The sequence below is a fragment of the Plantactinospora sp. BC1 genome (genome assembly GCF_003030345.1).
In the GTDB taxonomy this organism is placed as follows: Bacteria; Actinomycetota; Actinomycetes; order Mycobacteriales; family Micromonosporaceae; genus Plantactinospora.
This window is the reverse complement of record NZ_CP028158.1, coordinates 5,980,643-6,004,080: the sequence shown is the minus strand read 5'-3', so window position 1 is coordinate 6,004,080 and position 23,438 is coordinate 5,980,643. Positions and strand designations below refer to the sequence as shown.

General features: G+C 71.4%; 23 protein-coding genes and 2 pseudogenes. 12 read left to right on the top strand and 13 right to left on the bottom strand.

Translation table 11 applies throughout. The features are described 5' to 3' along the window. Positions 1-4: 4 nt before the first annotated feature. The 7 genes from C6361_RS26255 to katG all read left to right on the top strand — a co-directional run bounded on the left by C6361_RS26255 (position 5) and on the right by katG (position 7,916). Positions 5-391 (top strand): YciI family protein, encoded by a 387-nt coding sequence (locus C6361_RS26255; RefSeq protein WP_234359012.1) that lies wholly within the window; start codon positions 5-7, stop codon positions 389-391. Further along, positions 388-1,632, top strand: a complete 1,245-nt coding sequence (locus C6361_RS26250) for an RNA polymerase sigma factor (RefSeq protein ID WP_107269331.1) — start codon at positions 388-390, stop codon at positions 1,630-1,632. Before C6361_RS26255 ends, C6361_RS26250 begins: the two co-directional genes overlap by 4 nt. 144 nt (positions 1,633-1,776) lie before the next feature. Next, positions 1,777-3,012: a low temperature requirement protein A gene (locus tag C6361_RS26245; RefSeq protein ID WP_107269330.1), complete on the top strand. Its 1,236-nt coding sequence runs from the start codon at positions 1,777-1,779 to the stop codon at positions 3,010-3,012. 224 nt (positions 3,013-3,236) lie between these two features. Then, a complete protein-coding gene (locus C6361_RS26240; protein ID WP_159079479.1) occupies positions 3,237-4,028 on the top strand; it encodes a hypothetical protein in 792 nt (263 codons plus the stop codon). A 20-nt stretch (positions 4,029-4,048) separates the two neighbouring features. Beyond that, entirely contained in the window at positions 4,049-4,789 is a 741-nt protein-coding gene (locus C6361_RS26235; protein WP_159079478.1) for a hypothetical protein, read from the top strand. A gap of 394 nt (positions 4,790-5,183) precedes the next feature. After that, positions 5,184-5,678, top strand: a complete 495-nt coding sequence (locus C6361_RS26230) for a Fur family transcriptional regulator (protein ID WP_369931454.1) — start codon at positions 5,184-5,186, stop codon at positions 5,676-5,678. Between the two features lie 42 nt (positions 5,679-5,720). Further along, positions 5,721-7,916 carry a catalase/peroxidase HPI gene (gene katG, locus C6361_RS26225; RefSeq protein ID WP_107269327.1) on the top strand — a complete coding sequence of 732 codons (2,196 nt, stop codon included), beginning with the start codon at positions 5,721-5,723 and terminating at the stop codon, positions 7,914-7,916. A 101-nt stretch (positions 7,917-8,017) separates the two neighbouring features. Here katG and C6361_RS26220 read toward each other — a convergent pair whose 3' ends face one another. From C6361_RS26220 to C6361_RS37690, 4 genes are all read right to left on the bottom strand, one after another. Beyond that, on the bottom strand, positions 8,018-10,003 hold the full coding sequence (locus C6361_RS26220; protein WP_159079477.1) for a BTAD domain-containing putative transcriptional regulator: 1,986 nt from the start codon (positions 10,001-10,003) through the stop codon (positions 8,018-8,020). Between the two features lie 124 nt (positions 10,004-10,127). Beyond that, entirely contained in the window at positions 10,128-10,646 is a 519-nt protein-coding gene (locus C6361_RS26215; protein ID WP_234359011.1) for a S26 family signal peptidase, read from the bottom strand. Further along, positions 10,643-12,448 (bottom strand): ABC transporter ATP-binding protein, encoded by a 1,806-nt coding sequence (locus tag C6361_RS26210; protein ID WP_199853088.1) that lies wholly within the window; start codon positions 12,446-12,448, stop codon positions 10,643-10,645. Before C6361_RS26210 ends, C6361_RS26215 begins: the two co-directional genes overlap by 4 nt. Then, positions 12,445-12,975, bottom strand: coding sequence for a hypothetical protein (locus tag C6361_RS37690; RefSeq protein WP_159104567.1), 531 nt, complete (start codon positions 12,973-12,975; stop codon positions 12,445-12,447). Before C6361_RS37690 ends, C6361_RS26210 begins: the two co-directional genes overlap by 4 nt. A gap of 163 nt (positions 12,976-13,138) precedes the next feature. Between C6361_RS37690 and C6361_RS26205 the strand changes: the two genes are divergently transcribed. From C6361_RS26205 to C6361_RS26190, 4 genes are all read left to right on the top strand, one after another. After that, complete coding sequence (locus C6361_RS26205; protein WP_107269324.1) at positions 13,139-13,333, top strand: hypothetical protein; 195 nt, start codon at positions 13,139-13,141, stop codon at positions 13,331-13,333. Between the two features lie 373 nt (positions 13,334-13,706). After that, on the top strand, positions 13,707-14,156 hold the full coding sequence (locus C6361_RS26200) for an SCP2 sterol-binding domain-containing protein (protein WP_107269323.1): 450 nt from the start codon (positions 13,707-13,709) through the stop codon (positions 14,154-14,156). A 252-nt stretch (positions 14,157-14,408) separates the two neighbouring features. Beyond that, the gene (locus tag C6361_RS26195; protein ID WP_107269322.1) at positions 14,409-14,834 is read left to right on the top strand and encodes an SgcJ/EcaC family oxidoreductase; all 426 of its coding nucleotides are present in this window, start codon (positions 14,409-14,411) and stop codon (positions 14,832-14,834) included. Between the two features lie 21 nt (positions 14,835-14,855). Continuing rightward, positions 14,856-15,656 (top strand): TIGR03084 family metal-binding protein, encoded by an 801-nt coding sequence (locus C6361_RS26190; RefSeq protein ID WP_107269321.1) that lies wholly within the window; start codon positions 14,856-14,858, stop codon positions 15,654-15,656. Here the strand turns inward: C6361_RS26190 and C6361_RS38320 are convergent. The 7 genes and pseudogenes from C6361_RS38320 to C6361_RS26165 form a co-directional block, all read right to left on the bottom strand. Then, positions 15,632-16,006 carry a hypothetical protein gene (locus C6361_RS38320; protein WP_234359736.1) on the bottom strand — a complete coding sequence of 125 codons (375 nt, stop codon included), beginning with the start codon at positions 16,004-16,006 and terminating at the stop codon, positions 15,632-15,634. The genes C6361_RS26190 and C6361_RS38320 overlap by 25 nt on opposite strands. Positions 16,007-16,162: 156 nt before the next feature. Continuing rightward, positions 16,163-16,309: pseudogene (locus C6361_RS38315) on the bottom strand (MerR family transcriptional regulator); the annotation flags it as partial. A 178-nt stretch (positions 16,310-16,487) separates the two neighbouring features. After that, positions 16,488-17,264 (bottom strand): annotated as a pseudogene (locus C6361_RS26180) (helix-turn-helix domain-containing protein); the annotation flags it as partial. Between the two features lie 41 nt (positions 17,265-17,305). Continuing rightward, positions 17,306-17,473 carry a hypothetical protein gene (locus C6361_RS37165; protein WP_159079476.1) on the bottom strand — a complete coding sequence of 56 codons (168 nt, stop codon included), beginning with the start codon at positions 17,471-17,473 and terminating at the stop codon, positions 17,306-17,308. 145 nt (positions 17,474-17,618) lie between these two features. Continuing rightward, the gene (locus C6361_RS26175; protein ID WP_107269320.1) at positions 17,619-18,707 is read right to left on the bottom strand and encodes a carboxymuconolactone decarboxylase family protein; all 1,089 of its coding nucleotides are present in this window, start codon (positions 18,705-18,707) and stop codon (positions 17,619-17,621) included. A 12-nt stretch (positions 18,708-18,719) separates the two neighbouring features. After that, positions 18,720-20,360 (bottom strand): GMC family oxidoreductase N-terminal domain-containing protein, encoded by a 1,641-nt coding sequence (locus C6361_RS26170; RefSeq protein ID WP_107269319.1) that lies wholly within the window; start codon positions 20,358-20,360, stop codon positions 18,720-18,722. Next, entirely contained in the window at positions 20,357-20,926 is a 570-nt protein-coding gene (locus C6361_RS26165; RefSeq protein WP_107269318.1) for a DUF5987 family protein, read from the bottom strand. Before C6361_RS26165 ends, C6361_RS26170 begins: the two co-directional genes overlap by 4 nt. A gap of 295 nt (positions 20,927-21,221) precedes the next feature. Between C6361_RS26165 and C6361_RS26160 the strand changes: the two genes are divergently transcribed. Beyond that, on the top strand, positions 21,222-22,214 hold the full coding sequence (locus tag C6361_RS26160; RefSeq protein ID WP_107269317.1) for a DUF1702 family protein: 993 nt from the start codon (positions 21,222-21,224) through the stop codon (positions 22,212-22,214). Between the two features lie 61 nt (positions 22,215-22,275). Here C6361_RS26160 and C6361_RS26155 read toward each other — a convergent pair whose 3' ends face one another. Continuing rightward, complete coding sequence (locus C6361_RS26155; RefSeq protein ID WP_107269316.1) at positions 22,276-22,806, bottom strand: copper resistance protein CopC; 531 nt, start codon at positions 22,804-22,806, stop codon at positions 22,276-22,278. A gap of 6 nt (positions 22,807-22,812) precedes the next feature. Further along, positions 22,813-23,400, bottom strand: coding sequence for a hypothetical protein (locus C6361_RS26150; RefSeq protein ID WP_107269315.1), 588 nt, complete (start codon positions 23,398-23,400; stop codon positions 22,813-22,815). Positions 23,401-23,438 lie beyond the last annotated feature (38 nt).

Sequence of the window (23,438 nt, the reverse complement as noted above, 5' to 3'; positions counted from 1 at the left end):
TCCGGTGCCCAGGTATCTGCTGTCCGTCCACGGGACGGCCGAGCGCACCGAGCCGGGCACCCACCCGCAGCACGAGGCGATGCCGGAGGCGGTCGTCGACACCGGCGCCTTCGACGAGAGGCTTCGGCGGGACGGTCACCTCGTCTTCGCCGGCGGCCTGGAGCCCGCGACGACCGCCACCACCGTCGACGGGCAGGGCGGGAGACCGGTCTTCACCGACGGGCCCTACCTGGATACGCCGGAACACCTCGGCGGCTTCTGGGTGGTCGAGGCGGCCGACCTCGACGTGGCGCTGGCGCTCGCCGTCGAGGGGTCGAAGGCGTGTCGCGGCAGGGTCGAGGTGCGGCCCTTCCGCACCGCGGAATCCGTACCAGCGCTGCCGACGCCGTGACCGGTCCCACCGTCGAGCAGGCGATCATCCGTGCCCACCAGCAGGAGTGGGCGCGGGTGGTCGCCGACCTCGCCCGCCGGTGCGGCGACCTCGACGTCGCCGAGGAGGCGACGGCCGAGGCGTTCGCGGCGGCCGCGGAGCGGTGGCCGCGCGACGGCGTACCGCCCAACCCCGGCGGTTGGCTCGCCACCACCGCGAGACGCAAGGCGATCGATTGGCTCCGTCGCGAGTCACAGCGCGACGCCAAACACCAGGCGGCCCGAATCGTGTACGACGACACCCCTGCGGAACCGACCGGCCCGGTCGAGGACGTCCGGCTCAGACTGGTCTTCACCTGCTGCCACCCGGCGCTCGCGATGGAGTCCCGGGTGGCGCTCACCCTGCGTCTGGTCGGCGGCCTCACCGTCGCCGAGATCGCCCGCGCCTTCCTGGTCCAGGAGACCGCGATGGCGCGCCGGATCACCCGCGCCAAGACGAAGATCAAGGCGGCACACATTCCCTACCGGGTACCGTCGGCCGCCGACATCCGCGAGCGGCTCGCCGGCGTACTCGCGGTCGTCTACCTCATCTTCAACGAGGGCTACCTGGCCGGTGCGGGGGACGACCCGGTACGCGTCGACCTCACCGACCGGGCGATCCAGCTCGGCCGGCTGCTCCGGACCCTCCTCCCGGACGACGGCGAGGTGGCCGGCCTGCTCGCCCTGATGCTGCTCACCGACGCCCGGCGACCGGCGCGGCTGTCCCGCAGCGGAGAGTTGGCGACCCTCGACGAGCAGGATCGCGGCGCGTGGGACCGTACCCTCATCGCCGAAGGCAGGGCCCTGGTTCGGGAGCGGATCGAGGCGGTGGCGGCCGGCGGTGACCCAGCCGGGCGCTACCAGTTGCAGGCCGCGATCAACGCGGTCCACACGGAGGCCCGGTCCGCCCGAGACACCAACTGGCCCGCGATCGTCGCCCTCTACGGCCGGATGGTGCTGATCGACCCCTCGCCGATCGTGCGGCTCAACCGCGCGGTCGCGGTCGCCGAGGTCGACGGCGCCGGGGCCGGGCTCGCCGAGATCGACCGGCTCGCCGAGGTACTCGACGGTTACCACGCCTTCCACGCCGCCCGCGCCGACCTGCTGCGGCGACTCGGGCGCGGCGGCGAGGCGCGGGCGGCGTACGACCGGGCCATCGGGCTGGCCGGCAACCGCGCGGAGCGGGCCTACCTGACCCGCCGCCGCGACCAGCTCGCCGGCTGACCGACACGCCCGACCAGCCTGTTCCGGCACCCCGCGCGGCGGGCCCGACCACTTCCGGACCATGCGTACGGGGCGCGGCAGGGGCCGACGCAACCCTGTCGGCGACCGACTCGTTGGTGCCACAGGGGCGGACGGGGGCGGGCGATGGTGGCGGGACGCGGTGCCGAACTGCTGCGCTCTGCGACGACCTCGGGACGCGCCACCTTCCTGGAACTCTTCTTCGACCTGGCCTTCGTCGTCGCCCTCACCCGGGTCTCGCAGCGGTTCGCCGACCTCGGCGACGACTCCGGTTGGACGCTCGTCGCCGGGCTCGGTCGTACCCTGCTGCTGTTCCTGGCACTCTGGCTGATCTGGTCGCACACCATCTGGATCACCAGTCGCTACGAGCCGGAGCGGTCGGTCATTCAGGCGGTGGTGGTCGGCACCATGTTCGCCGCCCTGGTGATGGCGGTGGCGCTGCCGCGCGCCCTGGAGGAGCGGGCGTTGCCGTTCACCGTCGCGTACCTGATGGTGATGGTGGTGCGGCCGCTGGTGGTCGCCGTCGCGCTGCGTGGCCACCCACGCCGGCTGGTGCCGTTTCGGCTCGCCGCCTGGGCGGCGGTTTCCGCGCCGCTCTGGCTGGTCGGCGCGTTGGGCCCGGACTGGCTTCGCCTGCCGCTGTGGGCTGCCGCGCTCGCCGTGGACTATCTCGCCTGGGCCCTGGGCTGGCCGCTGCCGTGGCTCGGGGCCGCGGCGGTCGGTCGCTGGCGGATCGCCGGGGAGCACCTGGCCGAGCGGCACCAGCAGATGTTCCTCATCGCGCTCGGTGAGTCGATCGCGATCATCGCCGTCGTATTCAGCGGCGTGAACTACTCCGCGGAGCGCGCCGCCGCCTTCACGGTCGCCTTCGCCACCAGCGCGCTGCTGTGGCGGATCTACTTCCACCGCGCCGGTCTGTTGCTGACCGAGGCGTTGGGGCGGGCGGGTATGCCCGGCCAGTTGGGTACGGCATCGGATCGGACGCACGGGTTGATCGTGCTCAGCGTGCTCGTCACGGCGGTCGGCTACGAGTTGGTGATCGCGCACCCGTACGGGCCGCTGCGGCCGACGTGGCTGTTGTTCGTGGTGGGTGGTCCGGTGCTCTTCCTCGCCGCCCGGGTGTGGCTGGATCACCAGATCTTCGGCCGGATCTCCCGGTCCCGGATGGTCGGCTTGGCGGTCCTGCTGCTGGTCACGGCGGCGTTGGCCCGCTGGTCGCCGATGGTCGGACTGAGCGTGGTGGCCGGAGTGCTGGCCCTGGTCGCGCTGCTCGACGCGGTGCGGAATCGGCAACGGCCACCGGAGGAGCTCGCCTCGCCGATCGGCCGGGGGACGCCCGGCAGTCACGGACCCGAGGCATGACCGTGCGGAACGACGACGCCGCAGATCCGCCACCGGAAGACGCCGCAGACCCGCCACCGGGGGCTGCCCGGCGGCCGCCCCACGGACGAGGTGCCGGCGCGACGGATGAGGCGCCGGCCTGACGGATGGGCTGTCCAGTCGGCGTTCAGCCGCTGTCCAGTGGTCTGGGCCAGACTACGCCGGCAGTTCGACCTATGTCGATGCGAACTGACCGAGGGAGGGACATGATGCGAAGACGCCTTCTCAATGGCCTGCTGGCCGGGTGCCTCGCCGTATCGATGGTGGTGGGCGGGTCCGCCAAACCGGCCAGGGCGGTGGACGCGTCGTTCTGGATCAACGTCGCCGTGGCGGTGGCGGGCAGCTTGTTCGGCGGCGGTGGCGGCGGGGTGACCCCGGCCCAACTGGAACGTGCGAAGCGGGAGATCCTCGGCGCGATCAACCAGTCGCAACAGGAGATCCTCGCCCACATCGACGGCATCGCCGCCGCCGACGTGCGCGCCTGCGCCCGTTCCAACACCCTCCTGATGCCGAACATCGACCAGATGGACATCTACACGCTGTCGGTGTTCCTGGACAGCTCGCTCAACTGCGCGACCCTGTCGTCGGCCTACTTCGACGCCGTGCAGGACCTCGGCGCGGCGGACCACATCGCGCGGGTGATGGGCGAGATCTACTCGATCGCGATGGTCACGTTCGCGAAGTTCGGCTTCGACAGTACGCCCCTGCTGGACGACCTGATCGCCAGCTACGAGGCGGTGCTGAACAAGATCAAGCCGGCGTGCGGACACTCCTACGGCACCATCTGGGACCCCGAGTTCGCCTGGGTCACCGAACACACCTACGCCTGCCGGGCACACACCGGCGACGTCGAATCGTGGACGGAACTCCAGGCCGGCTCACAGCTGATCAACCCGATCGACTACGCCTTCGTCGAGACGAACGTGATGCGCAACACCGTACGGCCCTCGATTCTGCGGGAACTGCCGCGGCTGAAGCAGATTCGGGCCGGGGCATGAGGCGCCGGGTCCTCGCGGCCGTGATGGGAACGCTCCTGTTCCTGACCGGCACGGCGCGACCGGCCGCGGCGGCGGACTTCAACCGGTACCTCGACATGATCCGGGTGACGGCGGTCTTCTTGGACTCGGCCGCCGACGGGCTCACCCCCGCCGAACTCGTCCAGTTCACCCAGGACATCAAGGCCGCGCTGGCCGGCGTCGAAACCGACCTGTTGACGCAGCTCAACAACCTGCAGATCGCCGACGTCAGAAGCCAGGTGCGGTACGCGATCAACGGCGCACAGATGATGGACCTGCCGCCGCTGCTCCCGCTGTACGTGAACACGGTCTATCAGGGGACCAACAACGCGCGCGAGAAACTCACCGAGTTCGACGGCGACGCAGAGCGGGACATCGTCGGCAAGGCCCTGATCGCACAGTGGGAGGTGCTGCTCATCGCCCAGGCCAGGGTCCCCAACATGAGGGTCATGTACGCCGAGTACCAGGAGGCGCTCGAACACATCATCCGCAACGTCAGGCCGACCTGTAGGGACTCCATCGACAACCCGACCGGCACGCTCACCCACACCTGCACGTTCAACGGCCGGACCGTGACGGGCCAGGAACGAACGGTCGGTGGCCGGGCCGAACACCACTACGGTGACTACAACTGGCAACCCGGCGAGTTGAGCCGCCCCACCATCGTCGACCGGACGATGGCGGAGACGGCGCTGGACCTGGCGGAGCGGGCGCTCGCCGACCTGCTCCGGCCGCGCCCCTGACCGTCGCCGAACCGGGTGCCCTGCGTCAGGCGGGGCACCCGCCTCGGTCTGCGGGGGATGCCGGCCGGGGCGAGATGGTGCGGCGCGCGGGCGCGGGCGGGTGTGACGCCGGTGGATCTCCGTGGCCCGAGGGGTGGGTTGCCGAACCTGCGGTGAGGTGTCTGAACCTCCGGTGAGGTGTCTGAACCTGCGGTGAAGTGCGGGGTAATTCCGGATCGCCGGGGTCTCGGTGCGGGCCGTCGTCCGATAGATTGTGAGTTCGTTCGATCGCACGGCTGTGTGACGTGTGACTCTCCGGTCCGACGTGAGGTCGGGAGACCCGGGCCGAGACTTGATTGATTCCAGAAAAACCGCGAGACTTCACGGCGTGCCGACGACGTCCGACTTCGAGAGCATGCTGCGGGGGGCCGCGCTACGGGTGACGCGCCCCCGGGTCGCCGTGCTCTCCGCGGTACACGACCGTCCGCACGCCGACACGGATTCGATCATCGGTGTCGTCCGCGAAGATCTTGGTGAGGTCTCCCGCCAGGCCGTCTACGACATCCTGCACGCGCTCACCGCCGCGGGTCTGCTGCGGCGATTCGAGCCGACGGGCTCGGTGGCGCGCTACGAGACGCGGACCGGGGACAACCACCACCATCTCGTCTGTCAGTCCTGCGGGGCCATCGTCGACGTCGACGGCGCGGCCGGCTACACCGCCTGCCTGACCCCACCCGACGGGTCCGGCTACCGGATCGACGAGGCCGAGGTCGTCTATTGGGGCAGGTGCGCCAGATGTGTCGCGGCGGCCTCCGCCGCGCCCGACGACGGATCGCACACGCCGCCCGCCCGGCACGACCGCCCGGACAATCTTGGACCCAAGCAACCAACGGCACGAGCAAACAGTTAGCAGACCGAGACAGGAAGGACAGACGTGTCTGATAAGAAGGACATGACCGAGAGCGTCAGCGAAAGCGAAAATCCCGCAATCCCGGCGCCCGCCGCCAAGGCGAGCCGCCCCCGGACCAACCGGGACTGGTGGCCGAACCAGCTGGACCTCTCGGTTCTGCACCAGCACTCGCCCCGGTCGAACCCGATGGGCGAGGACTTCGACTACGCGGAAGAGTTCAAGAAGCTCGACGTCGAGGCGCTCCGGCGGGACCTCTTCGAGCTGATGACGACGTCGCAGGACTGGTGGCCGGCCGACTACGGCCACTACGGGCCGCTCTTCGTCCGGATGAGCTGGCATGCCGCGGGCACGTACCGGATCGCCGACGGCCGGGGTGGTGGCGGCAGCGGTTCGCAGCGGTTCGCGCCGCTGAACAGCTGGCCGGACAACGCGAGCCTGGACAAGGCGCGCCGGCTGCTCTGGCCGATCAAGCAGAAGTACGGCCGCAAGATCTCCTGGGCGGACCTGCTGGTCTTCGCCGGCAACTGCGCGTACGAGTCGATGGGCTTCAAGACCTTCGGGTTCGGGTTCGGGCGCGAGGACATCTGGGAGCCCGAGGAGATCTTCTGGGGTCCGGAGGACACCTGGCTCGGTGACGAGCGCTACAGCGGCGACCGGGAACTCCAGGGGCCGCTCGGCGCCGTACAGATGGGTCTGATCTACGTGAATCCGGAGGGTCCTGCTGGCCACCCGGACGCGTTGGCCTCGGCCCGGGACATCCGGGAGACCTTCGGCCGGATGGCGATGAACGACGAGGAGACGGTGGCGCTGATCGTCGGCGGCCACACGGTCGGCAAGGCGCACGGTGCCGTCGACCCGCAGTACCTCGGCCCGGAGCCGGAGGGCGCCCCCATCGAGCAGCAGGGTCTCGGCTGGAAGAACTCCTACGGCACCGGCAAGGGCGCCGACACCCTCACCAGCGGGCTGGAGGGCGCCTGGACCAACGAGCCGACCAGGTGGGACAACGGCTTCCTGGACAACCTGTTCAAGTACGACTGGGAGCTGACGACGAGCCCCGCCGGCGCCAAGCAGTGGCGGCCGAAGGACGCCTCGGCCGACGGCACCGTGCCGGACGCCCACGACCCGTCCAAGCGGCACGCCCCGATGATGCTGACCTCCGACCTGGCGCTGAAGATCGACCCGATCTACGGTCCGATCGCGCGGCGGTTCTGGGAGAACCCGGACCAGCTCGAGGAGGCGTTCGCCAAGGCGTGGTTCAAGCTGCTGCACCGTGACATGGGGCCGGTCTCGCGGTACCTCGGCCCCTGGGTTCCGGAGCCTCAGCTGTGGCAGGACCCGGTTCCCGCCGTCGACCACGAACTGGTCACCGAGGAGGACATCGCCACCCTGAAGGACAGGGTGCTGGAGTCCGGGCTCTCCGTCTCCCAGCTGGTCAGCGCGGCCTGGGCCTCGGCGGCCAGCTTCCGCAGCACCGACAAGCGTGGCGGTGCCAACGGCGCCCGGGTGCGGCTCGCCCCGCAGAAGGACTGGGAGGTCAACAACCCGGCCGAGCTGGCCACGGTGCTGAGCACGCTGGAGCGGATCCAGCAGGACTTCAACGGGGCACAGACCGGCGGCAAGAAGGTGTCGCTCGCCGACCTGATCGTCCTGGCCGGCTGCGCGGCCGTCGAGCAGGCGGCCCGGAACGCCGGGCACGACATCAGGGTCCCGTTCGCGCCGGGGCGTACCGACGCGTCGCAGGAGCAGACCGACGTGGAGACCTTCGCCGTCCTCGAACCGAGGGCCGACGGGTTCCGCAACTACCTGCGGGCCGGGGAGAAGCTTTCGCCGGAGACCCTGCTGCTGGACCGGGCGTACATGTTGAGCCTGACCGCCCCCGAGCTGACGGTGCTGATCGGCGGCATGCGGGCGCTGAACGCCAACACCGGGCAGGCCCCGCACGGGGTCTTCACCGACCGGCCGGGCGCGTTGACGAACGACTTCTTCGTCAACCTGCTCGACGTGCGCACCGAATGGCAGGTCGCGGAGTCGGCCGAGAACGTGTACGAGGGCCGGGACCGCTCCACGGGCGAGCTCAGGTGGACGGCCACCGCCGTCGACCTCGTGCTCGGATCGCACTCCCAGCTCCGGGCCAACGCGGAGGTCTACGCCGCGTCGGACGCGAGCGAGAAGTTCGTGCGTGACTTCGTGGCCGCCTGGGACAAGGTCATGAACCTCGACCGGTTCGACCTGGTCTGATTTCCGAAGTTCCCGATCTCCGGGCCGGCCGCCTCGCGGCCGGCCCGGACGTCTTCGAGCGCCCACCAGGACAGCGGCGGCATCGACGCCGCAGCCGACCGCTAGGCCGAGGACGGGCCGGCCAGCATCGGGTACCGGGGCCGGGCGCGCAGCTCCTCCGCCAGCAGCCGGGCGAACCTGGGCATCCGGTACCGGCCGTGCTGGGTGAAGACCATCAGGTGGGTACGGACCAGCTCGTCGAGCACCGCCTCGGTGGTCGCCTCCGAGGCGCCGAGCCGGCGGGCCGCGTCGGCCAGCGCGAACTCCCCGCGTTCCGCGAGCCGGGGGAACGCCCCGCGGGCCTCGGCGCCGAGCGTGCGGAGCACACCGACCAGCCGGGAGCGGAGGCTCAGGTCGTCGACCTCCAACTCGCCGAGGGCCCGACGGTCGTCCCGGAGCCGGTTGATGAGCGCGGCGGCGGGCAGCGTCGGCTGGTCGATGAGCCGGGCCGCGGCGATGCGCAACGCCAGCGGCAACCCGCCACACAGCACCGCGAGATGGTCGAGTTCCTCGCCGCCGCGCTCCCGCCCGAGCATGCCGCGGAGCAACTCTGCCGAGTCGGCCACCCCGAGCGGCCGGAGCGCGAGCCGCTGGGCGGCCGGGATGACACCCAGCGGGTACCCACAGGTGATCAGCAGACAACAGCCGGTCGCGAGGGACAGCAGCGGCCGGACTTCCGCGGGTGTGCTGACGTTGTCCGCCAGCAGCAGCAGGCGCCGGCCGGTGCTGGCGGTACGGAGCAGGTCACCGGCCTCCAGCACGTCCTCGGGCGACTGGGCGACGCTGAGCCGGCGCAGCACCGCCTGGATCGGGCTGGTACCGGCGCGCCCCCCGCTCGGCCACCCGCGCAGGTCGAGATAGAGCTGCCCGTCCGGGTACGCGTCGGCCAGGTCGTGCGCGGCGCGCTGGGCGAGCGCCGAGGTGCCCACACCCGGCGGACCGTGCACGACCTCGACCCGTGCCCCTGAGCCGCGATGCGGGGTCAGCAGAGCGGCACGCAGCTCGGCGAGGACCTCGTTCCGGCCGACGAGTGCCGGCGGCTCGGGCACCCGGTGCACGATCGGGTACCACTCCGGCCGGGGCGTCGCGACCACGAGACGGTACTGCCGGCCCGGCCGGCCCGGCGGGGCGCCGCCGACGGGGCGGGCGTCACCGGTCGGGGCCGCGTCGTCGGTCGGGATGGTGTCACCGGCCGGGGCCGCGTCGTGGGTCGGGATGGTGTCACCGGCCGGCGGGCTGGCGGCGGGGCCGGACGTCGGCCGGATCGGGGTCACCTCGGCCGGTCGGGTCGCCTCGCCACCGATCGCGACCGGCTCCCACTTCAGCAGCGACCGGTACAGCTCGGTCAGCTCCGGGTCCGGCTCGATGCCGAGTTCGTCGCGGAAGACGCTCGCCGCCGACCGGTAGCCGGCCAGTGCCAGGTCGTGTTCGCCGAGGCGGTGGTGGGCGAGAATCTTGAGCCACCAGGCCCGGCTGCGCAGCGGCGCGACCGCCAACAGGTCGTCCAGGTCGCGTACCGCCCGGTCCGGCTCGCCGACCGCCACCCGGGCCTCCGCGATGCGTTCCACCGCGCGTAGCCGTTGCTCGTCCAGGGCGTTCAACCAGGTGCCGACCGCACCGTGTCGGGGCACCCCGGCCGCGGCTTCGGCGCCGCGCCAGAGCTGGAGGGCCCGCTCCAGCAGTTCGATGGTCCGTCTCGGCCCGGCCGTCTCGGCGTACGCCTCCGTGACGAGCTGGGCGAAACTGAGATGGTCGCAGTCGGCCTCCGTCACCCGCAGCAGATAGCCTCCGGACTCCCGCTCCAGCCGTACCGAGCTGCCGCGCAGGAGATCACGCAGGATCTGCACGTACGTCCGGATGTTGGCCACCGCCGAGCGGGGCGGCTCCGCGTCCCACAGCGCCGCCACCAGGCGGTCCAGGCTGACCGACCGGTTGGCCTGGGACAGCAGGGTGGTGAGGAGGCTGACCGGCTTGCACCCCCGCACCGGGTGGATCCCGCTCGGCAGATGCACCTCGATCGGACCGAGCACGCGCACCGTCAACCGCATGGCCGCCTCCCCCGACAGTCGACCCATGTGAGGTATGCGTACCACGGGAGATGGAGAGCTTCAATATCCACAGCGGCCGAAGTGGCCTGTGGACCGGGCCGGCCGATGTGGACGGTGCCGGGCCTCAGGCCGCGGCCGGTGGGCCCGACCCGGCCGGGCGGTGAGGGGTCTCCGCGATGATGGGTCCGCCTCCGGCGTATCGGCGCAGCGCGACGCCGAGCACCTGGTCGAGTGGTACCGGCCCGAACGTCCGCGAGTCGGTGCTGGCGTCGCGGTTGTCGCCGAGCACGACCACCCGGCCGGCCGGCACCGAGGCGGCGCCACCGTCCACTGTGACACCGGGCGGCAGCGGGTCGCCGGGGAGCGCGGCGAGGCGCTTGATCATCCAGCGACGGCCTCGGATACCGCCGCCGGAGGTCGGACCGCCGGGTCGCGGCCCGGGTCGCGGCTGCTCCAGTACCACGATCTGGCCGACCCGCAGCCGGCGGGCCGGCGTGCGGCGGACCACGATCCGGTCCCGGCCGTGCAGCGTCGGTTCCATGCTGCCGCCCTCGACCGTGACCACGACGAGCCGGGCGCGCAACCAGCCGACCCAGCCGCCCGTCGCGATCAGCAGGCCGCAGACCGCCAGCGCCGTCCTCACCGGTGCGCCCCCACGGTCGCGTACCCCTCGGCCTGCATCGCGAAGAGCCGGGCGTAGTGTCCGTCCGCCGCGACGAGCGTGTCGTGGTCGCCCTGCTCGATCACCACGCCACCGTCGAGCACCACGATCGTGTCGGCGTCGCGGACCGCGCCGAGCCGGTGCGAGATGAGCAGGCTCGTCTGCCCGGCCCGGTGCTCGCGCAGCCGGTGATGGATCTCGTACTCGGCCTCGGCGTCGAGCCCCGCGCTCGGCTCGTCCAGGATGAGCAGGTCCCGCTCGTCCCGGACGAGCGCGCGGGCGAGTGCCACCCGCTGCCACTGGCCGCCGGAGAGCACCACGCCCGCCTGCGCGCTGTCGTCGGCGAAGAGCCGGGTCAGCATGGTGTCGTAACCGTTCGGCAGCCCGGCGAGGACGGTGTGGATCCCGGCGCGCTCGGCGGCCCGGGTCACCGCCGGCTCGTCGTCGGCCACCGCCAGGTCGCCGAAGGCGATGTTGTCGCGGACGGTGAGGTCGTAGTGCATGAAATCCTGGAAGATGCCGCTGAGCCGCTCGCGCAGCGACTCCACCGGCACCTCCCGCAGGTCGACGCCGTCCCAGAGGATGGCGCCGCGGGTCGGGTCGTAGAAGCGGCACAGCAGCTTCACCAGCGTGCTCTTGCCGGCGCCGTTGACCCCGACCAGCGCGACCGCCTGGCCGCAGGGGATGGTCAGGTCCACACCGCGCAGGATCCACGGATGGTCGTCGGAATAGCGGAACCAGACGTCGCGCAACACGATGCCACGGCGCAACCCGGGCAGCGGCCGGGGCGACCCGGCCGGCGGCAGGTCGGGACCGGCGCGGACGACGTCGAGGTACCGCTCGAAGATCAGCAGATGCTGGTGCCCGACGGCCAGGCCGGTCGCCATTGCGCCGAGGCTGGTCTGCACCGACGCCACCGCCGCCACGAAGACGGAGACGTCCCCCACGGTCAGCGTGCCGGCCACGGCGGAGCGTACCGCCCAGAACAGCCCGGCGGCCGCGATCCCGGCCGCCGCCAGGGCCAGTCCGCCCTGGGTGAGCAGCGTCCACCGGTCCATCCGCCGGTGTAGCAGGTTGATCGACGTACGGTCGCGCCTCATCCGCCGACGCAGGTGGTCGCCGAGGTGGAACAGCCGGATCTCCTTGGCGGCGGCCACGTCACCGAGGAGTCGGGCGTAGAACGTCTCCCGCCGTTCCAGCGCGGTGATTTCGAGGGTCGTCCGGACCCGCCGCCGGGCGAGCCGCACCTCCCCGACGAAGGTGGGTACGGCGCCCAGCACGACGATCCAGGCCATCTGCGGGGCGACCACCAGCAGCATGCCGAAGAAGCCGACCATGGTGACGCTGGTCCGGACCAGTCCGAGCGCGGTCAGGATGATCTGGCCCGGCGTCTCCTGGCCGGTCTGCTGGGCCATCCGGAGCCGGTCGAGGAAGTCGGGGTCCTCGAACCGGCCGAGCCCCTGGAAGCGGTTGACCGCGCGGTACAACCGGTCCTGCGCGACGAGGCTCGCCCGGCGTCCGAGGTCTTCCTGCACGTACTCCGACAGGTGCGGCTGCACCGCGCCGACCAGGCCGGCGACCAGGAGCCCGGCGACGATGCCGGCCAGGGCGGACCAGGCCGGTCGCGGGCTGGCCAATTCGTCGAGCATGCCCTTGGTGAACCAGGCCGCCACGACCGGCACGGCGGCGGCGGCCACCGTGAGCGCCACCAGGACGGCGAGGGCGCCCGGCGCGGCCCGGGCCGCGAGGCCGACCGCCCTGCCGAGCGTCCGTACCAGCCTCACGCCGCCACCGGGGCGTGCGACGGAACCAGGTGTACGCCGGTCCCGGTGATCACGCCAGTCGCGTCGACCTGGCAGACGGCCGGGAAGGCGCGTACCCCGAACGCCGCGACCGCGCCGCGAGCCTGCTCGTCGGCGAGTACGGTGGCGACCCGGGACAGCGGCTCCGTGTACTCGTCGGCCGGCTCCGGCCCCTTCTCCACGACCGCGAGCGCCCGCCGGGTAGCCGCGACGGCGACGAAGCCGGGGATCAGGTCCTTGCAGGCGGGGCAGCCGGGCGAGAAGAACCCGACCACGACCGGCTCGGTGAACCAGTCGGCATCGACGACGGTCCCGTCGAGCGCGGTCGCGGTGAACGGCGCGACGGCCGAGCCGACCGGTTTGGTCGAGGCGCCCAGCTCCGCCGGCTCCAGCCCTTCGAGCAGGTGCCCGTACTGGCGCATCCGTCGGACCAGCCCCAGCGTCAGGGCCAGGTTCAGCAGGCCGAGCGCGCCGACCAGGACGACGGCGGCGGTCAGGATCGGCAGCATGGGTACTCCTCCGAGCTCCGGGGCGAAGTGCAGCCGGGTGACTGTACGCACGTTCGGATACATGGCGCCTACATCGCGCCATGTATTGATCACGTACGGCGGCGGTCTAGCGTCGGCGCCGCGCGACCGCGCCCCGCGGTCGGCGGAGGAAAGAAGGTGAAGCGTGTCGAAGTTTCGTGCGCTGACCGACCGGCTGGTCGGCTTGGTCGTCCCCGAGGTGAAGGCGTCGGCCCTGTGGATCCCGCAGTACCGTTGCCTGCCCACCGGCTGCGGCGGGCGCGGGCAGGCGCAGCGGCGCCAGTGCCACGACGGCAGCGGATACTGCACCCCGTGGGCGAACGACGGCTGCGGCTGCTGACCGACTGATCCCGGTGCCGGGCCGGCCGGCGCGCCGGGAGCGATCCGCTGCTGCGGGGCCGCTCCGATCGGCGCGCCGGATCCGGCCCGGCGCCGCTGCTTCCAGCCCCTGCCGGCTCTGGGTACCGGTACTCAGAGCCGGCCGCACCACGGCTCAGGCGACCGGCCGGTACGTCGGCACGTTCGGCACGCCGGCTCGGCGACCCCGGCCAGGCACGCCTCCGGTCTCGACGGCGGACAGCAAGTCAGGAGATGAGCGGTGGCCGCGCCGGTGACCAGGATGGACAGGCACCGGCGCACCAGCCCACCGGCAGCGGGCTCGCCCCGGCCGGGCCTGGTGACGACCGGTGCGGTCGTGCCACCGGGAGGATGAGATGCCCATCGAGGACCTCGATCCGGCAACGCTGGACGCTCGTGAGTTGGCCCTGCTGGTCAAGGCGACCCCGACCGACGAGCTGCGGGCGCTGATGTGCGGCAGCCGGCGCCGGGCGGTACTGGACACGGTGGTCGGGCGGATGCCGGGCGTCTTCCGGGGCGACCGGGCCGGCGGTACGTCGGCGGTGGTGCACTGGAGGATCGGCGACGGACCGGACGGTGCCGTGGACGTCTACGAGATCGTCATCGACGGTGGGGCCTGCGCGCTGTCGCCCGAGCCGCAGCGGCAGCCGAAGCTGACGCTGACCGTCGGCGCGGTCGACTTCCTCCGGATGGTGACCGGAAACGCCCACCCGGTCACGCTGGCGATGAAGGGAAAGCTCAAGACGAAGGGCGACCTCGGGCTGACCGCGAGGTTTCCGCAGCTGTTCGACATTCCACGGGTCTAGGCGCACCTTTCGACGGTCCGCCATGGTCGGGACCCGCCGGGCGGCACCGCGATGCTGCTGGTGTGCGCAATTGTCAGACGTCAATTTCCTTCGGTGGCGGCGGTACGCCCGCATCGGCGTCGGGTCGGTCGGTGACGCCGCAAGACCAGAGATGCGTCGTCCCGGCCCGCGTGCCAGGGTGATCCCAGCGAGGAGATCGCCCGCCAAGGGGCTCGGCAGCTCGCGAGGATTCGACAGGAAGTGAGGCGAGGCATGACGATTACCGGACCAGCGACAACGGCCGCCGAGGCCGACCGTGCCGCGATTGCCGCAGTCCCCGCCCGCATGGTGGAAATCTGGGCGAAGCACGATGCCGACGGATTCGCCGAGCTTTTCACCCAGGACGGCGCGCTCATTCTTCCCGGGGTCTACCGGAAGGGGCGCGACGAGATCCGTTCGTTCATGGCGGCGCAATTCGCCGGCGCCTACCGGGGGACCCGGGTGACGGGCCAGCCGGTCGAGGTCGTCCCGCTCGCGCCCGGCGCGGTCGCGCTGACGACGGTCGGCGGAGTGCTCGCCCCCGGCGAGTCGGAACTCTCCGCCGAGGCGGCCATCCGGGCGTCCTGGATCTTGGTGAAGCGCGGTGACGCATGGCTGCTGGCGGTCTACCACAACTGCCCGCGCGATCCGGCCCGATAGTCCAGGAGAGGCGGTAGACGCATGACCGAGACAAGAGTGGTCCAGGACCTCGTCGTGGAGGGCGACGAGGTCGACCGCATGGTGAGTGGGCTCGACGCCGCCGAGTGGGCGCTGCCCACACCGGCGCCGGGTTGGACGATCGCACACCAGGTCGCCCACCTGTCCGCCACCTTCCGGATGGCGGCGCTGGCCGTGGTGGACCCGGATCGGTTCACCGCGATGACCTCGCAGCTCAGTCCCAACTTCAACGCGAACGTGGCGCACGCGATGGCCGAGTTCCTGGCCGAGCCGCCGGACGTCCTGCTCAGCCGCTGGCGTGCCGAACGCGCCCGTGCGGAGCAGGCGCTCGCGGCCGTACCGCCGGACCGGGTCGTGCCGTGGCTGGTCCGCCCGCTCCCGGCGGCCGTACTCGCCTCGGCGGGCCTGATGGAGCTCTTCGGGCACGGCCAGGACATCGCCGACGCGCTCGGCGTACGGCGTGAGCACACCGATCGGGTCGGCCACCTGGTCGCCTTCGCGGTACGCACCTGGGACTTCGGCTACCAGGCGCGTGACCTGCCGACTCCGGAGGTCGAGTTGCGCTTCGAGCTGACCGCGCCGTCAGGCACGCTCTGGACGTTCGGCCCGGCCGACGGGGAGAACCGGATCACCGGTTCGGCGGTCGACTTCTGCCTGCTGGTGACGAGGCGTCGGCACCGGGACGATCTCGACCTCACGGCGACGGGCGTGGAGGCCGACCGGTGGCTCGACATCGCCCAGGCGTACCGCGGGCCGGCCGGCCCGGGGCGCCGCCCCGGTCAGTTCGCCACCCCGGTGCGCTGACCCACCGCGCCGGTCTCACCGGTCGCGGATGACGCCGCGTCGAATCGCTGGGCCACGAAGTGCTCCTGCGCCATCCGGCGTACCGTGGCCAGCGCGGCGTCGAGGAGCACCATCCGTACCACCGCGGCGGCCCGGTCGGTGCTGGCGGAGTTCGACGGGAGCAGATCGAGCTCCTGGACGACGAGCCGCTCGGCCGCGGCCGCGTACGGGCTGAAGAAGTCCATGTCGCACTCGCAGCCGAGGTGGCGCAGGGTCACCACCACGTGCGCCAGCCTGCCGGCCACCTCGGGGTCGACCTCCCAGCCCAGTTCCTGGACGAACCCGTCCACGTCGGAGCGCGCGCCGCGCATCCCCTTGACGTCGTCCAGGGGCGGCTGCTCCGGGAAACGGGCCCGGTTGACGACCTCGTACAGGTCCGGAAGCGACAGCTTTTCGTCATCGATGGCTGCGAGCAGCTCGCCGACGGTGGAGAGGTCGAGTTGTCCGATGTTCGTGAACGCCCTGATGAGACGGATCCGGTGCAGGTGTCTCTCGTTGTACTCGGCCTGGTTCCGCTGGGTCGGTACGCCTTTGGGAAGCAGACCCCTGCGTAGGTAGAATTTGATCGTGGCAACGGAGACCCCGGTCCGCCGGCTGAGATCGGATATGCGCATCTAGCCCCCCGGTGGCGTTGCTGGTGGTTCCAGAGGTGCCGCACCGCACCTGGTTTAGCTCGCCAAGATTATCAGTTGCGTCAATACGTACCTTTGCGTCGATATTTATGTTGTTGCCAGGTAGGGCGATGTCCACCGAGCCGGCGTCTCCGGTCGGGCGGGTCGCCGCGGCCCGGGCGGGTTCCGGCTCCGGCACGCCGGCCAGTGCCGTGTTCCGGGCGTCGAGCAGGGCGAGCAGCACGGGCGGGTCCAGCGTCCCCGCCGGTTTCAGCAGCAGGTCGGCCTGGATGAAGGTGTCCCGACCGATGGTCAGCGGCCCGTTCGTGGCGACCGAGACCGACCCGTCGACGCCGTCCGGCTCGCCGATCGCCGCGCGCGGGTCGCCGGTCACCTCCTGCGCCAGCAGATACCAGGTGCCGGCCGGCACGCTGTCGAATCGGTACTGGCCCCACCCGGACAGGATCGCGCACCGCACCGGCCGGCCCTGCGGAATCCGGTCGGGAAAGAGGCCGACGAAGATGAGGCTGTTCTCCTCCGCCTGAGCCGGCCAGACCCGTCCGGAGACCCGTCCGGACGAGCGTCCGTCCACACCGAGATACGGGTCGACGGGTATGTGTGGTGCGAATCCGGATCGCTTGCGATAGGCGGTCGGTGACATTCCGACGCTTCTGCTGAAGCGGGTACTGAAGGTACCCACGCTGTTGTACCCCACCCGCACACTGATGTCTGCTACATTTAGCGACGTCGACACCAGAAGATGTTTTGCCCGCTGCAATCGCAGTGCCGAGAGGAAGCGACCGGGAGAGACACCGGTCGCGCGCTGAAATATCCGGGTGAAGTGAAACTTGCTGAACATCGCGGCACGGGCGATGTCATCTACCGTGAGCTGCTCGCCGAGGTTCTCGCGCATTGCGGCAATAGCGCGGCCCACGGCCTGCTCGATGGGGTCGTCCACTCCTGCTCCTCCCGAAGACTCGAATGTCGGGCTTGATTCGGTCACCAAAAAGTGTCGGCAATGGTCGAACCAGCGGAGAGGTAGAAAGCAGGGCCTACCGTCGTCGGCTGCCCGGCAGCATGAGTTGATTGGTAGATAACAGAAGGGTTTTCGAAGCTCCATGCCCCCGGCGCTTCAGTCCACTCGCCCTCGTCGATGCGTTCCGCCACGTTGAGGTTAACTTAAGCAGGGCCTCCCAGCAACACTGAGATTCGTCATCCTCTATCTGCTCCGCAATCACGAAGTTAAAATCGGATAGCGGTGCGCACTACTTCACCGATGTAGCCCTGTCGTCACCGCCCGGAAACGTCCACGTCAAATGTGACGCCCGGCCGGCGGCGCCGACTCGGCCGGCCACAACCGTGCACCGATCGCCCGGGCAGCCGCGAGGCTCGCCCAGGAGGTCAGGTGGATCAGCCCCGCCTCGTCGAGATCGCCCCTGACCTGGTCGACCAGCTCGCCGGTCACCCGGTACGGAGCGAACGCGGTGAGCAGGCCGAGCCGGGCGGCGGGTCGGTCACCCGCCGGCACCGTCGCGACCGCCTCCGTCAGCCAGGCCGGCGCGCCGAACCCCGGCTCCACGCCGACCCGCCGGGCCAGCATGCCCAGCACCAGCCCTCGTACCTCGGCGGTCACGGCACCGTGCGCGCCGTGCTCCACGGCCGCGGCGGCCCGGGCGAAGGCCGCCGCGACCGGCGGTCGACCGGCGGCCCAGCACAGGTCCGGCGGCAGCGGCGCGTCAGGCAGCAGTTCGAGCGAGGTACCCGGCGTCGGGCGCCGCCGCGCCAGAGTTCCCATGACGAACCTGGCCCCCCGCCGCACCATCCCCAGCGCCGGAGCGGGTACCGGCGGCAGCGGCGACTCGGTGAGGAAGAGACTGACCATCCGGTTGAGGTAGTGGAAGGTCACCACCACCCCGATGACCTCCGGTGCCTGCTCGGCCGGGAACGGGACCGGTCGACCACCGGCCTCCGGTCGCCCGCTCGCCCAGGCCCAGTGGGCCAACTCGCGTACCCGGGGATCGGCGACGGCGTCGAACCGGCCGGCGACGATCGCGTCCGCGTCCGCGCCGGACGACAGTCCCGCCATCGCCGCCCCGTGCACCTCCATGCAGTACGGGCACCGGTTGGCGACCGAGACCGCCGCCGCCACCGCCTCCTTGACCGACCGGTCGACCACCCCGCCGGCCAGCAGCGACTCCCGCAGCATCAGCCAACTCGCCGCGAGCGCCGCCGGTGCCGGCGCGTGCAGCCCGATCGGCGGCGCGACCATGCCGAAGTCGGCCTCCATCTGCTGGTACACCTCGGCCACCAGGCCGGTCTCGCTACCCGGTGCGACCCGGGCGAGGTGCCGGATGTGCGCCGCGGACGCCCGGCGCGCGACGCGTGCGAACAGCGATCCCACGGCGCACCCCCGTCAGGCCGTCCGGGCCATGGCGACCCGGGAGGCCGTGCCGGCACCCGGTCCGGGAGCGCCGTACCGCACGGCGACACCCCGCTCCTGGGCGGCCCGGACCATGCCGGGCATGGCCCGCTCGGCCAGCGCCGCGATGGTGAGCGCCGGGTTGACCGTCAACGCACCCGGCACCGCCGAGCCGTCGGTGACGAAGATGCCGGGATGCCCCCGCAGCTCGTGCCGGTCGTCCAGTGCCGAGGTCGCCGGGTCGTCCCCGATCCGGCAGGACGCCAGCGGATGCACGGTGTAGGCGCCGACCAGGTCGTTGGTCCACGGCGCCACCCGGGCCAGGCCGTCACGCTCCAGGATGTCCTTGACCTCGGCGTCCGCCAACGACCAGCCGCGCCAGGTGTTCGGCGTCGGCCGGTAGCGCAGCGGCCCGTCGCCGAGCATCTGCATGGAGAGCCGGTGCGCGTTCCCGGTCTCCGGTGGCGGCCCGAAGACGCCCTCGTTGTCGTCCTCGGACATCGTGAAGATGGTCAGCCAGGACTGCCAGCGCCGCAGCATCTCCTTCTTCTGCACACCGAACCAGGACGGACCGGTGGCACCGGGCACCTGGGCCAGGATGGTGCCGAGCCCGGGCGGGAAATACAACTGCTCGAGCGAGAAGCGCTCGTACTCCGGCAGCCGGCCGTCCAACCGGTCCCAGCTCGCCACCGTCGGGCCCCGGCCGATCTGGTACGCCTCGTAGGCCTGGCCGCCCGGGCGGGACAGTCCGAGCACCTCGCGTACCCGGTCCTCGTCGAAGACCGCCGTGTTGAGGCGCTCGCCGTTGCCGGAGAAGTACCTCCCGACCGCGTGCGGCATCGGGCCGAGGGTGGCCGCCGAGCGTTGCAGGATCACCGGCGTCGCGCCGGCACCCGCGGCGAGGACGACGAGCTTGGCGTCGATCGTGCCGCTGTCGTGCAGGATCCGGTAGTCCTCGGCGTCGACGATCCGGTAGTGCACCCGGTAGCCGCCGTCGTCGTTCCTGGTCAGGTGCTGCACCTCGTGCAACGGCCGGATCGCGGCACCGTGCGCGACGGCGGCCGGCAGGTAGTTGAGCAGCAGCGACCGCTTGGCGTCGAACCGGCAGCCGGCCATCATCCAGTTGCAGTTCACGCACTCGTCCAGGTCCACCGCCGACGGCGGCGGGTTGGCGGTACGGCCGGCGTGCGCGCAGGCCGCCGCGAAGAGGCCGCCCGCGTACGGCACCCGGTCCCAGGACTGCCGGGTGACCGGCAGCGCCTCGGTGACCCGGTCGTACCAGGGATCGAGCTTGTCCCTGGTGATGCTGGCCGGCCACATCCGGCGGCCGATGCTGCCGTGCCGCTCGAAGACGAACCGGGGCGCCCGCGGCATCGTGGCGAAGTAGACCACGCTGCCGCCGCCGACGCAGTTTCCGCTGAGCACGCTCATCCCGTCGCCGACGACGAAGTCGAACACCCGGGTGTACGACGATCCCAGCTTGAAGTCGTGGTCGAACTCCTCGGCCTGCAACCATGGTCCGCGTTCCAGGACCACGACGCGGGCCCCACCGGCGGCGAAATGGTAGGCCGCGATGGCACCGCCGAAACCGCTGCCGATCACGACGATGTCCGTCGACTCCGTGGCTGTTGTCATGCTGGATCACCTGTCACCGTGGTTTGTGGGTGGATCGGGGCCAGTGCGCGACCGTACGAGTACTGCGGAAAACGGTGCAGGCCGTCGGCGTCCGGCCGGAAATAGCCGATTGTCAACAGCCCCGGATGTTGCCCGGCGAATGCCTCCGCCGTACTGATGTGCGCGGCGCTGTCGAATGCCATGTTGCTGAAAAGGGCGAGAGCGACCCACATCTGTTTTTCCGGATGAACGGGTGCGGTGAGTTGCCGTACCAGTGCGGTGCGGTGTTCGAAGGAGAGTGCGACGAAGGCGGGTACGTCGTCGTCGAGTGTCAAACCGTGCTCGGCGGCGTATTCGAGGGCGTGGTCGTTCAGCGTGTAGAACAGCGAGTCCAGCGCCTCCGACAGCCCGCCGCCGGGCTGTTCGAGCAGTTCGAGGGCGCCCGCCGCCACCGCGCCTCCGGTCGGGTCGGCACCCGCCACCGCCCGGTCGTCGGGTGACCGCTTCGCTCCCGGGATGATGGTGTCGGCGAATGCCTCTATGGTGGCTGTACGGGCCGGCCCCGCATCGTGTTCGTCGGGCTGCACGGCATTCCCTCCTGTCGTGTCGGAGCCTGTCGTGGGCGTCCTGCTCCAATTAGCCCGGTCCGCTGGGCCGGTAATGGTTTCGGAGAAGGTGCGCACGGATGCTCGGCGTAATCCGATCCGTTAGACGACAATCCTCCCGATACGGGGGTTGGAAATCATCTTCTTCGTTGCGCTGGCGCGGGCTGCCGCACAAGCCCTTGCCGGGCCCCGACAGCGCACGGCAGGAGACGGATTTTCCTCGGGGCCGCGCCACCATGGGATGAGCTGTCCCCCTATATCGGATTAGGAGCCCGGCATGCCGATGCTCGGTTCGCTGCGCCGTTTGGCGTTGACGCCGTCGTTCACCGAGGTGACCTTCGCGGCGCGCGGCTTTCCGGTCCGTGCCACCGACGCGACCCGCCGGCTGGAGGCCATTCCGCAGGCGGTCCTCTGTGGCTTCGAGTGGGCGATCGAGGCGCGGGCGCCGTGGGAGGTGGAACGCCGGCTGGAACTGGTGGAGGCCGAACAGCGGGGGTTCGCGTACGAGGGGGCCGCGATGGCCTACACGGTGCGCGACGCGATGGCGGGCGGCCGGGGCCACCGGGCGCGGGACCTGCTGCGCGGACCGGGTCGGCCGCACACCTTCCTCACGTACATCGGAATCGGCTTCGCGATGGCCCGGTTGCCGCGCATCCTGTGGCGCAACGTGCTGCCCGACCTGAGCGGCGTGCCGTACTACCCGACCATGAGCTGGCTGGCCGTGGACGGGTACGGCTTCGACCGCGCCTACTTCGAGACCGACCGCTGGGTCACCGAGCAGCGCCGGCCGGCGCCGTACCTGTGGCAGGGCCGGGCCGACTACTTCCCGCGCGCGGTCGACCAGGGCATCGGCCGTGCCCTCTGGTTCATCCACGGCGGGGTGGCGCCGGACGTGGCGACGGCGGTGGGACGCTTCGCCACCGAGCGCCAGGCCGACCTGTGGAGCGGGGTCGGCCTGGCGGCCACCTTCGCCGGCGGCAGCGACGCGCACGGCCTCACGGTGCTGCGCGGGGTGGCCGGTGACGCCCTCCCGCACCTGGCCCAGGGCGCGGTCTTCGCGGCCAAGGCCCGGGACTTCGCCGGTTTCGTGCCCCCGCACACCGAGCTGGCGACCGGCCTCCTCACCGGGCTGACGGTGCCGGCGGCGGCGACGCTCGCCGACGACGTGGCGGCGGACGGCTTCGGTTCCGGTGCCGATCCGGACTACGAGATCTGGCGGCAGCGGGTCGGGGCGCGGGTGGCGTCCCAGCTGCGCGGCACCCCGAGCTAGGACCGGCGGCGGGCGGCGGAGTGGGCCCGGCCCGGGCCCCGGCGCCGCCCGGGTCGTCCGGTCACGGCGGGAGCGGGCGGCGCAGCCACAGCAGCGCCAGTACGCCGAGCGCGACGAGCCCGTCGACCACGAGCAGGAACGCGCTGATCGGGTCGACGCCGTGCCCGTGGTCGCCGGTGGGTATGGCGGCGCGCAGCGGTGCGGGCAGCTCTCCGGTACCGACGCTGAAGCGCAGGATGCCGGAGGCCGCACCGCCGCTGCTGAGTTCGACGTGGTAGGCGACGACCACGTCACCCGGCGCGTCGACGGCGATCGGCTGCCAGACGGCGCGGCCGGGCCGGACCACCAGCGGTCCGGTGGTCAGGGTGGAGCCGTCGCCGTCGAGCACGGAGACGTGCGAGCCCGCCTCGACCGGCGGGCCGGAGAAGGTCAGACGTACCCCGGGTGGCCCGGCGGTGAGCACCGCCTGGTCGGGCGGGTCGCTCGCCACGAGGGTGCCCGGCACACCGGCGGCCGCTGGCGTCCCGAACAGGACACCAGCGGCGACAGCCAGCAGGGCCAGCGCGATCGGTGCGGTGGCGCGGGAGGGCATGACCGGTCAGACCGCCGAGGGCACGGGCTGACCCGACCTCGACCGGGCGACGCAGTTGCAGGTGTACTCGGCCAGCTCGGCCCGGTTGGGGCGCAGGTGCAGGTACATCGCGATCGCCATCGGGATGAACACCACCGAGTTGTAGAAGAGGTGCAGCTCGACCCGGGCGAGCACGAGCTGGGCGATGCTGGTCGGCTGCGCCGCGCCGAAGAAGTTGACGCCGGCCTGCACCTGGACCAGCAGCAGCAGGTGTTCGATGTGGTGCCAGAACTGGATGACCAGCGCCACCGTCCACCATGTCCGCGCCCGCCCGACGAAGCCGGGCCGCAGCAGGAAGAGGCCGACCAGCATGACGAGGGCGTATCCGTAGTGCAGCCACTCGGAGCTGACCAGCCAGGGGTAGTACCAGCCGAGCACGCCGCGTGCCTCCGGCCGCGGCATGCCGAGCACCCAGATCTGGTACGCCTGCACCAGGTGTTCGGCCCAGTGCGCGACGACGATGAAGAGGTAGAGGTTCAACGCCGTCCTGTGGTGGTTCCGGTTCAGCCGGGCGATCGGACCAGCTGGCGGAGCGACCGCCGAACCGTTGACCATGGGTGTCTCCCTCCCGTGGTGGACTACCGGTCCCGGCC